This is a genomic window from Nocardiopsis synnemataformans (assembly GCF_965343085.1).
Taxonomy (GTDB): Bacteria; Actinomycetota; Actinomycetes; order Streptosporangiales; family Streptosporangiaceae; genus Nocardiopsis; species Nocardiopsis alborubida.
In genome coordinates, this window is the sequence record NZ_CBDRFA010000010.1 from 20702 (window position 1) to 33975 (window position 13274).

Annotated in this window: 12 protein-coding genes; 6 read left to right on the plus strand and 6 right to left on the minus strand. The window is 73.1% G+C overall.

Annotated features, from left to right (window positions below; translation table 11 throughout):
- Window positions 1-44: 44 nt before the first annotated feature.
- Complete coding sequence (locus ACSIH6_RS07750) at window positions 45-1106, plus strand: CPBP family intramembrane glutamic endopeptidase (RefSeq protein WP_435107537.1); 1062 nt, start codon at window positions 45-47, stop codon at window positions 1104-1106.
- Here ACSIH6_RS07750 and ACSIH6_RS07755 read toward each other — a convergent pair.
- Entirely contained in the window at window positions 1103-1612 is a 510-nt protein-coding gene (locus tag ACSIH6_RS07755; protein WP_435107538.1) for a GtrA family protein, read from the minus strand. The two genes, ACSIH6_RS07750 and ACSIH6_RS07755, sit on opposite strands and share 4 nt — an antisense overlap.
- 240 nt (window positions 1613-1852) lie before the next feature.
- Here ACSIH6_RS07755 and ACSIH6_RS07760 point away from each other — a divergent pair, with 240 nt between their 5' ends.
- The gene (locus ACSIH6_RS07760; protein ID WP_435107539.1) at window positions 1853-3010 is read left to right on the plus strand and encodes a 5-(carboxyamino)imidazole ribonucleotide synthase; all 1158 of its coding nucleotides are present in this window, start codon (window positions 1853-1855) and stop codon (window positions 3008-3010) included.
- Window positions 3007-3561: a 5-(carboxyamino)imidazole ribonucleotide mutase gene (gene purE / locus ACSIH6_RS07765; RefSeq protein ID WP_435107540.1), complete on the plus strand. Its 555-nt coding sequence runs from the start codon at window positions 3007-3009 to the stop codon at window positions 3559-3561. Before ACSIH6_RS07760 ends, purE begins: the two co-directional genes overlap by 4 nt.
- 81 nt (window positions 3562-3642) lie before the next feature.
- Here purE and ACSIH6_RS07770 read toward each other — a convergent pair whose 3' ends face one another.
- Window positions 3643-4215: a TetR/AcrR family transcriptional regulator gene (locus ACSIH6_RS07770; protein ID WP_435107541.1), complete on the minus strand. Its 573-nt coding sequence runs from the start codon at window positions 4213-4215 to the stop codon at window positions 3643-3645.
- A gap of 70 nt (window positions 4216-4285) precedes the next feature.
- On the opposite strand from ACSIH6_RS07770, the gene ACSIH6_RS07775 reads away from it, so the two are divergent.
- Window positions 4286-5827: an MFS transporter gene (locus tag ACSIH6_RS07775; protein ID WP_435107542.1), complete on the plus strand. Its 1542-nt coding sequence runs from the start codon at window positions 4286-4288 to the stop codon at window positions 5825-5827.
- A gap of 114 nt (window positions 5828-5941) precedes the next feature.
- On the opposite strand, the gene ACSIH6_RS07780 is transcribed toward ACSIH6_RS07775, so the two are convergent.
- The 4 genes from ACSIH6_RS07780 to ACSIH6_RS07795 form a co-directional block, all read right to left on the minus strand.
- Window positions 5942-6685, minus strand: a complete 744-nt coding sequence (locus ACSIH6_RS07780) for a TNT domain-containing protein (protein WP_435107543.1) — start codon at window positions 6683-6685, stop codon at window positions 5942-5944.
- Window positions 6686-6853: 168 nt separating this feature from the next.
- Window positions 6854-8185: a UDP-glucose dehydrogenase family protein gene (locus ACSIH6_RS07785; protein ID WP_435107544.1), complete on the minus strand. Its 1332-nt coding sequence runs from the start codon at window positions 8183-8185 to the stop codon at window positions 6854-6856.
- A gap of 230 nt (window positions 8186-8415) precedes the next feature.
- The gene (locus ACSIH6_RS07790; RefSeq protein WP_435107545.1) at window positions 8416-9102 is read right to left on the minus strand and encodes a YIP1 family protein; all 687 of its coding nucleotides are present in this window, start codon (window positions 9100-9102) and stop codon (window positions 8416-8418) included.
- 19 nt (window positions 9103-9121) lie between these two features.
- On the minus strand, window positions 9122-10618 hold the full coding sequence (locus tag ACSIH6_RS07795; RefSeq protein ID WP_435107546.1) for an LCP family protein: 1497 nt from the start codon (window positions 10616-10618) through the stop codon (window positions 9122-9124).
- Window positions 10619-11096: 478 nt separating this feature from the next.
- Between ACSIH6_RS07795 and ACSIH6_RS07800 the strand changes: the two genes are divergently transcribed.
- Together ACSIH6_RS07800 and ACSIH6_RS07805 are read left to right on the plus strand one after the other, a co-directional pair.
- Window positions 11097-12092 carry a glycosyltransferase family 2 protein gene (locus ACSIH6_RS07800; protein ID WP_435107547.1) on the plus strand — a complete coding sequence of 332 codons (996 nt, stop codon included), beginning with the start codon at window positions 11097-11099 and terminating at the stop codon, window positions 12090-12092.
- Between the two features lie 103 nt (window positions 12093-12195).
- Window positions 12196-13215: a DUF4429 domain-containing protein gene (locus ACSIH6_RS07805; protein ID WP_435107548.1), complete on the plus strand. Its 1020-nt coding sequence runs from the start codon at window positions 12196-12198 to the stop codon at window positions 13213-13215.
- Window positions 13216-13274: the final 59 nt, after the last annotated feature.

Genomic DNA, 13274 nt, shown 5'->3' on the forward strand with positions numbered 1-13274 from the left:
ATCCTCCCGGAGGGGGGAGGCTGACGCCGCCCGGGGGCTACGCCGTGGCCGCCGCCGACCCGGACGTGTGGGCCTGGCCGCCGCCGAGGCCGGTGCGCAAAAACCACTTCGCCCGCGCGGAACTCCCCGAGGACGAGTCCTACCACAGGCTGGGCCGGACGTCCCGCTTCCGCTGGTGGTTCACGCCGCTCACCCTGGCCGTCCTCGCGGTCCTGGTCTTCTTCCTGTGGATGGCCATCATCCTGTCGGTGACGATCGTGGCGATCATCAACGGCAGCGGGCTGGCCCCGGACTCGGTCACCCTGAGCGTGATCGCCGAGATGGCCTTCGGACTCCTGGCGTCGGCGCTGTTCATCCCCATCGTCCTCTTCCTGGTCCGCGTCGTGCAGTGGCGCCGGATCGGTTCCCTGTTCTCCGTCGAGGGACGGATGCGCTGGGGCTGGCTGGTCCGCTGCACGGCGGTGGCGGTCGTCCCGGTCGCCCTGTGCGTCGTGGCCTTCCTGCCGCTGGCCGAACTCCTCCGGCCCGACCTGGTGCCCCGTGAGGCCTCCGGCGGAACCGAGGTGTTCGCCGCGGCGATGACCGTCATCGTGCTGCTGGTGCCGTTGCAGTCGGCGGCCGAGGAGCTGACCCTGCGCGGCATGCTCATGCAGCTGGTGGGCGCGCTCGGCGCCCGTCCCGGCGAACGGCGCGGCGGGTCGGCGGTCTCCCGGGTCCTGCGCTCCCCGAGCCTGGCCGTCCTGGCCAGCGGAACCCTGTTCGCGGCGCTGTACCTGGCCACGCACCCGGGCGACCCGTGGACCACCGCGGCGCTCGCGGTCATGGGGTTGGGGATGTCCTGGCTGACCTGGCGCACGGGCGGTCTGGAGGCGGCGATCAGCCTGCACGTGGTCAACAGCCTCGTGCAGTTCACGCTCTGCGTGTTCGAGGGCCGCATGGAGCAGATCGGCACGGGGGTCATGGTCGGCTCCGGCCTGCCCCTGGGAGTGGGCACACCGCTGGTGCTGGTGCTGACCCTGATCCAGGTGGGGCTGTACGCGCTGGCGGTGGTGTGGCTGGCGGGCCGCCGCGGGGTGCGGCGCAGGAGCGCGGCCCCGACGCGTTAGAGGTCGCGGACCCCGGACCGGGCGACCGGCTCGCCGAAGGGGGCCTCCGCGGTCCTGCGGACCGGGTCGCCGCTCTGCTCGGGGAACACCCACGCGCGGTAGGAGAAGAACCGGAAGAGCGTGCCCAGGCCCACCCCCACCACGTTGCCCGCGATGTTGCTCGCGAGCGGGCCGTCGAACCCCAGCACGTACACCGAGAAGCCCAGGCAGGCCAGCTGGAGGAGCATCCCGACGCCGTTCATCAGCAGGAACAGCGCGGTCTCGCGGCCGTAGCCGGTCCGGGCCCGGTCGCCGAAGGTCCAGAACCGGTTGCCGACGAACGCCACCGCGATCGAGCACAGCGTCCCGACCACCTGCCCGGTGAGCGGATCCGCCCCGGCCGCGCTCCACAGCAGGTTGGTCGTCCCCAGCTGCACCACGTAGGCCACGGCGCCCACGGAGCCGAACTTTCCCACCTCCCGGACGAGCTTGGCGATCCTGGGATGGCGGGAGAGGAAGTTGCGCACGGTCCGCGCCTCCGGTCCTGTGGTCGGGGTGGTCGGGCCCGCCTCCGCGCGGACCCGTCTCGGCCGGGCCGCCGACCGGGGGCGGCGGGGGCCCGGGACCGCCGCGTTCGCACGCCCTAGACTCTAGCCGGGGGTCGCACCAGGACCCCGGCCGCGGGTTCCGAGCCGATCCGGCCAGGTCCCGCCGCGCGGGACCGTCCCGTCACCGCGGTTGACGAGCAGCATGTGAGTTGAGGAACTGTGAGCGAGCGTAACCGCACCGTCCCGCGCGTGGGAATGGTGGGAGGGGGCCAACTCTCCCGGATGACCCACCAGGCGGGCATCGCCCTGGGGGTCGACTTCTCGGTACTGGCGGCCAGCCCCACCGACAGCGCCGCGCTGGTGTGCGGTGACGTCTCCCTGGGCGACGACCGCGGCCTCGACGACGTCCTGGCCTTCGCCAAGGCCCACGACGTCGTCACCTTCGACCACGAGCACGTGCCCGAGCCCGTCCTGCGCGCGGTCGAGGAGGCAGGGGGCCTGCTGCGCCCCGGCCGCGACGCGCTGCGCTTCGCCCAGGACAAACTGCGCATGCGCACCCGCATGGCCGAGCTGGACGCGCCCTCGCCGCGCTGGCGGGCCGTCACCACCCTGGAGCACGTCACCGCCTTCGGCGGGGAGACCGGGTGGCCGGTCGTGCTCAAGGCCGCCCGCGGCGGCTACGACGGCAAGGGCGTGTGGGTCGTCGGCGGCGCCGACGAGGCGCGCGGGGTCGTGGACCGCGCCGCCGCCGAGGAGGTGCCACTCCTGGTCGAGGAGAAGGTGGACTTCTCGCGCGAGCTCGCCGTGCAGGTCGCCCGCTCCCCGCACGGGCAGGTCGCGGTCTACCCGGTCGTGGAGACCGTGCAGCGCGGCGGCATCTGCCACGAGGTGATCGCCCCCGCCCCGGGCCTGTCCGAGGACAAGGCCACCCGCGCCCAGCAGCTGGCCATCGAGATCGCCCAGGCGCTGGACGTGACCGGGGTCCTGGCCGTGGAGCTGTTCGAGACCGCCGACGGCGTGGTCGTCAACGAACTGGCCATGCGCCCGCACAACTCCGGCCACTGGAGCATCGAGGGCGCGCGCACCTCCCAGTTCGAGCAGCACCTGAGGGCCGTGCTGAACCTGCCGCTGGGCTCGCCGCGCACCAACGCGCCCTACACCGTCATGGCCAACCTGCTGGGCGGCGAGGACCCCGAGGTCTACCGCCGCTACCTGCACGTGATGGCGAAGGACCCCGAGGTGAAGGTGCACTTCTACGGCAAGGACGTGCGTCCGGGCCGCAAGATCGGGCACGTCACCGTGATGGGTGAGGACTACCGGGACCTGCTGGCGCGCGCGCGAGACGCCGCCGCCTACCTGCGAGGAGAAGAACAGTGATCGACAGCGACAACGGACAGGACGCGAGGGGCCCCGTGGTGGGCATCGTGATGGGCTCGGACTCCGACTGGCCGGTGATGCGGGAGGCGGCCGAGGCCCTGCGCGAGTTCGACGTGCCCTTCGAGGCCGACGTGGTCTCGGCGCACCGCATGCCGCACGAGATGATCTCCTACGGCGCCGAGGCCGCCGGTCGGGGCCTGAAGGTGGTCATCGCCGGTGCGGGCGGGGCGGCCCACCTGCCGGGCATGCTGGCCTCGGTGACGACCCTGCCGGTGGTGGGCGTCCCGGTGCCGCTCAAGTACCTCGACGGCATGGACTCGCTGCTGTCCATCGTGCAGATGCCCGCCGGGGTGCCGGTGGCGACCGTGGCCGTGGGCGCGGCACGCAACGCGGGTCTGCTGGCGGTGCGGATCCTGGCGGCCAACGACCCCGTGCTCGCCGAGCGCATGGCCCGCTTCCAGGAGGAGCTGAAGGAGCAGGCCCACGCCAAGGGCGAGCGGCTGCGCCGCGAGGCGGAGAGCTGGGGCAGGCCCACCGGCTTCGGCCGCTAGCCCGTCGGCGCCTCCAGAACCCCGCCGACGCCCGAACGGCCCCGGTACCCGTCACGGGTGCCGGGGCCCTCGCGTGCCCGCTCAGTCCTCGGCGGGCAGGAGGACGCGCAGGCCCTCGACCGCCTGGTCCACGGTCGGCAGCGCCTCGGGGTCGATGAGGTACTGGATGAGGTAGCCGGTGACGAAGTTGTAGGCCATGGAGCCCAGACCGGCCTCGACGGCGGGGTCGACCTCCCCGGGTTCCAGGTCGAGCAGGAGCGCGGCCAGCCCCCTTCGGGCCTCCTGGAGGCCCTCGGCCAGGACGGCGCGGACACCGTCGTCGAACTGGGCCTGCGCGTAGGCCTGGACACTGGCGACGAGCAGGTCGCGCTCCTCGGGCAGGGCCCGGAAGAGCGCGTCGAGCAGGACGCGCAGCCTGTCGGGCGGGGCCTCGGCGCGCGAGGCGCTGATGGCGGTCTCGAAGGCGTCGCCCCACTCGCCGGTCGCCTCGATCACGGCCGTGTTCATGAGGTTGTCCTTAGACCCGAAGTGGTACCCGATGGAGGCCAGGTGCGCCCCGGACGCGGCGGCGATGTCGCGCGCCGTGGTCTTGCCGTAGCCCTTCTCCACCAGGCACTTCCTGGCGCCCGCCAGCAGGTCGTCGCGTTGGCTCATGTCCGTGATCCTAGCATTTGAACGCACGTACATATTGACACCTGATTTTGACGTACGTACGATCACGGCCATGAACCCTCAACGTGCCACCGCCCGTACGTGGGCCGGACTGGTCTGCCTGCTCATCCCGGCGCTGCTGGTGTCCATGGACATCTCGGTGCTCTTCGTCGCCGCGCCCGCCATCTCCGAGGCGCTCCAACCCACGTCCGCGCAGTGGCTGTGGATGATGGACGTCTACGGCTTCGTGCTGGCCGGACTCCTCGTCACCATGGGCGGCCTGGGCGACCGGATCGGCCGCAGGCGGCTGCTGCTCACCGGCGGGGTGCTCTTCGGCGCCGCGTCCGTGCTGCTGGCGCTGGCGCCCACGGCGGAGCTGTTCATCGCCGGGCGGGTCCTGCTGGGCGTGGCCGGGGCGACCCTGGCGCCCTCCACGCTCTCCCTGGTCCGCGACATGTTCACCGACCCCCGGCAGCGCGGTACGGCGGTCGGGGCCTGGACCATCGCCTTCACCGGCGGCGCGGTCGCCGGGCCGATCCTCGGCGGACTGCTCCTGGAGTTCTTCTGGTGGGGCTCGGTCTTCCTCGTCAACCTGCCGTTCATGGTCGTGCTGGTGGTGGCCGCGCCCCTGCTCGTCCCCGAGTCGCGCGACCCGGAGGCGTCCGGCTTCGACCTGCCGGGCGCGGTCCTCTCGCTCGCCGCCGTCCTCGGCCTGGTCCACGCGGTCAAACGCCTGGCCGAGCACGGGGCCGACCTCCACGCCCTCACCGCCCTGGCGGTCGGAGCGGCCCTCCTGGCGCTGTTCGTGCTCCGGCAGCGCCGCGCCACGCACCCGCTGATGGACGTCTCGCTCTTCGCCCGCCCCGCGTTCGCCGCCGCGGTCAGCGGCAACACCGTCGTGGCCTTCGCCGCCGGGGGGATGGGGCTCCTGACCTTCACCTTCCTCCAGACCGTGCACGGTCTGAGCCCGCTCCACGCGGCCCTGTGGGGGCTGCCGACGCTCCTGGGCACCGTTCTGGGGGCGACCCTGGCCGGCGCGGCCGCGCCCCGGGTCCGCCCCGGCGCGCTCATGGCGGTGGGGCTGGCGCTCGGCGCGGCGGGGTTCGCGGTCGTGGGCCTGGTGGACACCGACACACACCTGGTGGTGTTCCTCGGCGGCTACACCCTGCTGACCTCCGGAGTCGGCGTCGTCGCGACCCTGGCCAACACCCTGGTCCTGGCCACGGCACCCCGCGAGCGCGCCGGTGCCGCCGCGGGGATCTCCGAGACCAGCACCGAGTTCGGCGCCGCCCTGGGCATCGCGGTCCTGGGCACCGCGGCCGCCACCGTCTACCGCACGTCCGTGGCGGACGAGCTGCCCTCGGTGGACGGGGCCGCGGCCGAGACCGTCACGGGCGCCCTGGCCGCCGCCCCGGGGGCGCAGGACCCCGGGGCCCTGCTCGACGCGGCCTTCGCCGCCTACACGGCCGGGGTCAACACCGCCGCCCTCATCGGCGCGGGCGTCCTGGCCGCGGTCGCGCTCCTGGTCGCCGTCGCCCTGCGCAAGCTGCCCCCCGGGACCGGCGAGGAGTCCGGCGCACCGGCCCCGGCCGACGGCGCACCGGCCCGTCCGTGACCGGACCGCCGTCCTCACCGACCACGGCCCGCACCGGTGGCTGCCCGCACGGGTCGCGGACGACGCCGGGCCGGTGCGCCCGAGCCCCACGGGGCTGGGCGCACCGGCGCCCGTTCACCTCGGTGCGGTGTCGAGGTAGCTGGCGAAGCCCTCGGTCAGGGCGCACTCCCCGGCCGGGCGCTGCTCCAGGTGGCCGCCCTCCATGAGCTGGCTGACCGAGGCGTACTCCGCCTCTGGCGCCTCCACGACCCCCTCGGCGGGCACGAGCACCTGCTCGCCGCCGCCGGGCTGCTCGAAGTGCGGGGCGATCGGTCCCACCAGGGCGGTGAACTCCTCGGTCACCTCGTAGCAGTTGTAGTTGTGCTCGGGCCCGTCCGGCCAGGTGTTCAGCGAGTCCGGCGGTAGGGCGCGCTCTCCGTACCGCGCCCCCGCCGGGGCCAGGAACGTGCCCCGCGGGGACCCGAACCGGTCCAGCATCCACCCCTCGGGCAGGACCCGCAGCTCGGTCACCGGCTCGCCGTCCTCCACCACGAAGCCCATGTGGTCGGGGTAGTCCCAGCCCTCGGGTGTGGCCCAGCGGTCCAGGAACGCGACGGGGGTGAGACCGCCGAGCCGCTCGTACCCCTCCAGCAGCGCGCCGACCGGCCCGTCCTCGGGCAGGTCGGCGGGGCCCAGACGGCGGTCGCCGCACAGGTACCGCTCCAGGTCCTCCTCGCTCGGCGGCGGGTCGAGCACCGGACACCGTGCCTCCTGCGGTGCGAGGGGAGCCGACGGCGCGGGCGGCGCGGGCACCGCATGGGCGGGCTGGGCCGCCAGGAGCAGGGCCAGCGCTGTGCCGACCGTCACGGAAAGCTTCACGGGTGGGACTCCGTCCGTCCTCGGACACCCGGCACGGTGCCAGGCGCACTCAAGTAACTACGGAGTGCAGTCAACCATGGTCAGCGCGTCACGATCGGGGTTCCGGCCGAAAAGGCGGACGGCCGGACCCGCGCGGGTCCGGCCGTCGTGCGTGACGAGGGGGAGGGACTACTGGCGGCCCAGCGCCCGGTAGGTCCAGCCCGAGGCGCGCCAGTACGTGGGGTCGAGCGCGTTGCGCCCGTCCACGATGCGCTTGCGGGCCACCACCCCGGCCAGCTCCTCCGGGTTGGCCTCGCGGAACTCCGCCCACTCGGTGAGCAGCAGCACCACGTCGGCGCCGCGCGCCGCCGCCAGCATGGAGTCGGCGTAGTTCAGCTCCGGGTGCGCCTCGCGCGCCCGCTCCAGGGCCTGCGGGTCGTACACCGTCACCTGGGCGCCCAGGGAGGCGATGGTGGAGGCCACGTCCAGGGCGGGCGAGTCGCGGATGTCGTCGGAGTTGGGTTTGAACGCCGCGCCCAGAACGGTCACCGTGCGACCGGCGAAGCTCCCGCCGATCAGCTGGCGGGCGATGTCGATGGTGCGCGCGCGGCGGCGCTGGTTGATCGCGTCCACCTCGCGCAGGAAGGACAGCGCGGGCTCCACGCCCAGCTCGTCGGCGCGCGCCATGAACGCGCGGATGTCCTTGGGCAGGCAGCCGCCACCGAAGCCCAGGCCCGGCCCGAGGAACTTGCCGCCGATGCGGTCGTCGTAGGACAGCGCCTCGGCCAGCTGGATGACGTCGGCCCCGGCCACCTCCGACACCTCCGCCATGGCGTTGATGAAGGAGATCTTCGTGGCCAGGAAGGCGTTGGCCGACACCTTGACCAGCTCGGCGGTCTGGAGGTCGGTCAGCAGGAAGGGGACGCCGTCGTCGATCTGGCGCTGCCACAGGGCGCGCACGGCCTTCTCGACCCGGGGGGAGTCGGTGCCGATCACGATCCGGTTCGGGTGCAGGGTGTCCTCCACCCCGAAGCCCTCGCGCAGGAACTCCGGGCTCCACCCCAGCTCGGCCTCCTCGCCGGCGGGGGCCAGCGCGGACAGCCGCGCCGCCAGGGTCGCCGCGGTGCCCACGGGGACGGTGGAGCGGCCCACGACCACGGTGGGACGGGTCAGGTGCGGGGCCAGCTGGTCCACCGCTGCGTTGACGTAGCGCAGGTCGGCCGCGCCGGAGTCGTCGCGCTGCGGCGTGCCCACGCAGATCAGGTGCAGGTCGGCGAACTCCGCGGCCTCGATGAAGGAGGTCGTGAAGTGCAGGCGGCCGGTCCCCAGGTTCGCGGTGAGCAGCTCCTTGAGCCCGGGCTCGAAGAAGGGGACCCTGCCGGAGCGGAGCATGTCGATCTTGGCCTCGTCGACGTCGAGTCCCAGGACCTCGAACCCCATCTCGGCCAGGCAGGCCGCGGTGGTGGCACCCAGGTACCCGGTACCGATGACGGAGACGCGCATACGGTCCGCTTCGACCACTGGTGGTGTCCTTCCTCGCTTTCGTCCGCTCCCGTTTCGCTGGTTGTGCCCGCTGGAGGCGGTCAACACCCTGCTTGAGGGCAGAAAACGGACATTGTTCAGCCTACGGGTGTGCCCGGGGCGCGATGCATCACCTTACGCGCCGGGGCGTGGCGCACGACCGAACGCCGCGTGAACAGTCAGGCGCTCAGGTTACCGGTGGGTGCTGAGTATTGGCCACAGGGGCGCTTTCAGCGTCGGCGACCGAATCTCGGCCCGCGCCCGCCCCCGTCCAGGGGGGTCCACCCGCCGTTCTCACCGCGGCGGAAGGGCGTGGTCGTCCTGTCCGGGTCGTCCTCGAAGCCGCCGGGGTCGCCGCCCAGGCCGCCGTCGAACCCGGTGCCGGGGTCGTCAGCGAGGTGTGCCGGGGCCGGAACGTCGGGGACCGCGTCCGGGACCGTGTCGCCGACCGCCCCGCGCCGGTACTCCTCCCGGCTGGCGCGGGCCACGACCCGGCCGCCGGAGGGCGAGGCCCCCTCGCCCGCGGCACGCCACCGGACGGGCATCGCGGCGGAGAACAGCAGCAGAGTCCCCAGCGGCAGCGCCACGGCCAGGCCCGCGCCCGAGGGGTAGAGGAAGCTGTCCTCGTTCAACCAGGAGAGCGCCGCCTCCATGGACGAGGGGTGCGCGACCGGCCACAGGCTCAGCACGGTGAGCAGCGCCCCGCTGGCCCCGGCCACCAGCGGCGACAGCCGGGATGCCACCAGGTAGGCGCACACGGCTCCCAGCAGCCCCAGCACCACCGCCGACGACACCGTCGCCACGGTCACCTCACCCTCGGCGAACCGGGGGAGCAGGCCGGACGACCAGGCCGCGGCGACCCACAGCACAGGGGCCAGGGCGACGCCGCCGAGCAGGCCTACCAGGTGGTGCAGCACGGTGAATCCTTCCCTCGCGTCACCCGCAGACGTTCTCCTGAGCGGTCGAGACCGAGCCGGACTCCTCTCCGGCCGAGGGCTCCTCCTCCGGGGTGGCGTCCGCGGTCTGCGGGGCCTCGAACGCCGTGTAGTCGAATCCGATCACGATCTGGAGCTCACCGTCCAGGGCGGTGTCCTCGACCGTCTGGGAGCCCGGCATCATCCCGGCCACGTACTCGGCCGCGGCCGCGTCGCCCGGTCCGTGGCGCACCTGGGTGGTGGCGACGTCGAGGCTGCTCCAGTTCCGCGCCGGGGAGGTCACCTGGAACCCGGCCGCGGCCAGGTCGGCGTCCAGCCGCGCGCCCAGGCCGGCGGTGCCGATCCCGTTGAACACCTGGACCCGGATGTCGCCGGGTTGGAGCCCGGACCCGGCCTGCGCCTCCTCCTCGGGGGACTCGTCGACGGGCCGGTCGGCACGGACCGCGGCGAACAGGTCGCGGGCGGCGGGCTCGTCCCACAGCACGGCGACGTCGCCGCGCGGAGTCCAGTACTCCATGTCGGCGATGGGTACCTGCGTGAAGGTGACCTCGCCCATGTCCAGGTCGCGCATCTGGTACGCGAGCTCGTTGATGGTGCTGGTGTCCAGCCCCTGGTCCACGGTCACCGACGACAGGGCGCTGTCCAGGAAGTCGGTCAGTTTGGCCGGATCGGAGAGCGTCTCGGTGCTCATCGCCTGGTCGAGCATGGCGGACAGGACCTGCTGCTGGCGCTCGATCCGGTCCAGGTCGCCGCGCGAGGTGGCGCGGGTGCGGGAGAAGGCCAGGGCCTCGGTCCCGTCCACCCGGTGCGTGCCCGCCTCCATGTCCAGTTGGGCCTTGGGGTCGTGGATCGCCTCGGGCAAGCACACCTCGATGCCGCCCAGGGCGTCCACCACGTCCACGAAGCCGTTGAAGTCCACCTCGACGTAGTGGTCGATGCGCACGTCGGTCACCGACTCCACGGTCCGCACGGCCAGCTGCGGGCCGCCGTGGGCGTAGGCGGCGTTGATCTTGTCGGGGCCCTGGCCGGGGATGTCCACCCACAGGTCCCGGGGGATGCCGACGACGGTGAGCTGGTCGCGGTCGTGGTTGAGCCGCACCATCATCATGCTGTCGGAGCGCTGGCCCGGGGTGGAGCCCACGCTCAGGTCCTCCTGGGCCTCCGCGCTCATCTCGTCCCGGTTGTCGGAGCCGATCACCAGGAAGGTCAGGCCGCCGGTCTGCTCGGGACGGTCCTCCTCGGACAGGCCGCCGAACACGTCGAACCGGTTCAGGGCCCCCGACATCCACCCGGTGAGCGCCCACGAGGTGCCCGAGGCGAGCAGGACCAGCGCCGACAGCGCGCTCATCACCAGCAGGCCGGTGCGGCGCCGACGGGTGGCGGCGCTGGGCACGGTCACCCGGCCTGACCTGGGGGAGCGCTCGGGCGGGAGGGGCTGCGAGCGCTGGCGGCGGAACTCCTCCGGGGGCCCGTGCCGTCCCGCCCTGTCATCGCTCATCGGCGTCCCCGTCCCAACCGGTCAACGGTGTCCTTATCTCTAGGTTGTCACCCGATTCGCCGAAGCGCGCGAGATGTCGACCCCCGGCGTGTTGTCCTCCTCTTTGCCTGTCCGTCTCCTTGTTGTGACGCCGTGAACCGCGCGGGGGTTCGGTGCGAACGGTGCCGTCCTGAGCCGTATCCGGTACCACCACGTGACCGAAATCGCGGTCCGGTGCGGTGACAGATCGGCACCAGCATCCTGGTGATCGTCACCTGCGGCGGTGTCGGCGTCTGGACGCTCATCGACCTGATCATGATCATCGTCGGCTCGTTCGAGGACGCCGGGGGCAGGCCCGTCAAGAACCAGGGCTGAGGCACCGCGGCCCGGCCCGGCGGGCTCGCGCCGGGCCGGGGCCGCAGCGGGCGTGCAGTACCGTTGACGCGCGTACGACACGCTCCTACGCAGTCCCGACACGTCTTGACCCTGGGAAGTGCCCGTGTCCTGGCCGCCTGTCTCCGTCGTCATGCCCGTACTCAACGAAGAGCGCCACCTCGCCGCCGCGGTGGAGCACGTCCTCGCCCAGGACTACCCGGGCGAACTGGAGGTCGTGCTCGGGGTCGGACCCTCCTCGGACCGCACCCGCGAGGTCGCCGACGGGATCGCCGCCGCCGACCCGCGCGTCAAGGTGGTGGACAACCCCACGGGGAGGACCCCCTCCGGGCTCAACGCCGCCATCGGAGCCTCCTCGAACGACATCGTCGCCCGCATCGACGGGCACGCGATGATGCCCTCGGACTACCTGCGGGTGGCCGTGGAGACGCTCCGCGAGACCGGCGCCGACAACGTCGGCGGGATCATGGCCGCCGAGGGCACGACCCCCTGGGAGAGGGCGGTCGCCGCCGCCATGACCTCCAAGGTGGGCGTGGGCAACGCGCGCTTCCACACCGGCGGCGAGGGCGGTCCGGCAGACACCGTGTACCTGGGCGTCTTCCGGCGTTCGGCGCTGGAGCGGGTCGGCGGCTACGACGAGGCGTTCCTGCGGGCCCAGGACTGGGAGATGAACCACCGCATCCGCACCACCGGCGGCACGGTGTGGTTCCAGCCGCGCATGCGGGTCTCCTACCGCCCCCGGCGCAACGCGCGCCTGCTCGCCAAGCAGTACTTCCACTACGGCCGCTGGCGCAGGGTGGTCTCCCGCCAGCACAAGGGCACCATCAACCTGCGCTACCTGGCCCCGCCCGTCGCCCTGGCCGGTGTGGTCGTCGGTCTGGTCGGCGGCTTCTTCCTCTGGCCGCTGTTCCTGGTCCCGGCCGCCTACCTGGCGCTGGTCACCGCCGCGTCGGTGCCGCTCGGCCGCGGCCTGCCCGCCGCCAGCCTGCCGATGATCCCGTTCGCGCTGGCCACCATGCACATGTCGTGGGGCGCCGGGTTCATCACCAGCCCGCCCGGACTCGGCTCGGACTCGCGCACGGCGCAGGCCGCCCGGGCCTGAGGCGCCCTCACCCCGGCCGTTTCCGGCCCCGGCCCTCCCTCGTGCCGGAGAGGGCCTTCTGCTAAGCAGTGGGAAGAGGGACAGGGAACGGAAAGTGGGCGTCATGGACGACTTGCGCGGTGACCAGGCCGTGTGGCGGTTCGACGGTGAGACGGTCGCGATCAGGTACGAGACCCAGGGCTGGTCCAGGGATCCACTGCTCACACGGATCGGCCAGCTCGAACTCCCGGTCGCCGCGATCGCCGAGGTCGACTTCCAGCCCGGCGCGGGCCGCAGGAAGGGATGGGTGCTGCAACTGCGCCTGCACGAGCGGACCGACCCCTACGCGGCGGTCGGCGCGATGCTCAAGGAGAAGTCCCAGCCCTTCCGGCTCACCGGCCAGGCCAGCGGCGAACTGGTCGCCGAGTACCTGGCCGACCAGATCCGGTTCGCCGCCGGACAGCACACCGATCCGCCCGCGCCCGACACGGCCACACGCCTGGTGCCCCGGCTTCCCCTGCACATCCAGACCGCTGAGGGCACCGCGACCATGGACGGCGACGGCGTGCGCCTGACCTGGTCCGGCGCCGAGGCGAGCGGGCGCAAGCGCAAGGCTCAGCGCCGGGAGTACGGCATCAGCGAGATCACCGGCGCCGAATGGGTGCCCTCCGACGGCTGGGAGTGGGGCTACCTGCGGGTGACCACCGGGAGAAGCGCCAGCGAGGGCTCCGGCAAACCCAAGCAGGACCTCGACGTCCTTCTCGCCTACGTGGGGGCCCAGCGGTACGACACCTTGCTCATGGCCGCCACCATCACCGCCCACGTGTGGGCGCGGGGGAGGCCGGGCCCCGGCGACGGTGGGAAGCGCGACGCGGCCAGCAGGCTCCGGGACCCGCGATGGTGGCTGGACACGGCGGCGAGGTCGGTGGACCAGCTCAGGGCCCTGCCGGTCGGCTCCGGCACGAAGGACACCGGACGGGGACCGGACCCGGAGGCCGCGGCCGCCCCGGGTGAGGCGGCCGGAGGTGCCGACACCGAGTGGATCTTCCGGCAGATCGAGAGTCTGGGCGAGCTGCACGCCAGGGGCCTGCTCACCGACGAGGAGTTCTCCGCCAAGAAGGCCGAACTCCTCGGCCGGATCTGAGGCGTCGGCCCGGCCCCGTGCCCCGCCGGTGTGGTCCTGTCGGCGGGGTCGGCGGGGTG

Coding starts and splice junctions, on each gene's coding strand:
- ACSIH6_RS07770 (WP_435107541.1), bottom strand. CDS start 4,215: ATGAGCCAACGCGACGACCTGCTGGCGGGCGCCAGGAAGTGCCTGGTG.
- ACSIH6_RS07775 (WP_435107542.1), top strand. CDS start 4,286: ATGAACCCTCAACGTGCCACCGCCCGTACGTGGGCCGGACTGGTCTGC.
- ACSIH6_RS07795 (WP_435107546.1), bottom strand. CDS start 10,618: ATGAGCGATGACAGGGCGGGACGGCACGGGCCCCCGGAGGAGTTCCGC.
- ACSIH6_RS07805 (WP_435107548.1), top strand. CDS start 12,196: ATGGACGACTTGCGCGGTGACCAGGCCGTGTGGCGGTTCGACGGTGAG.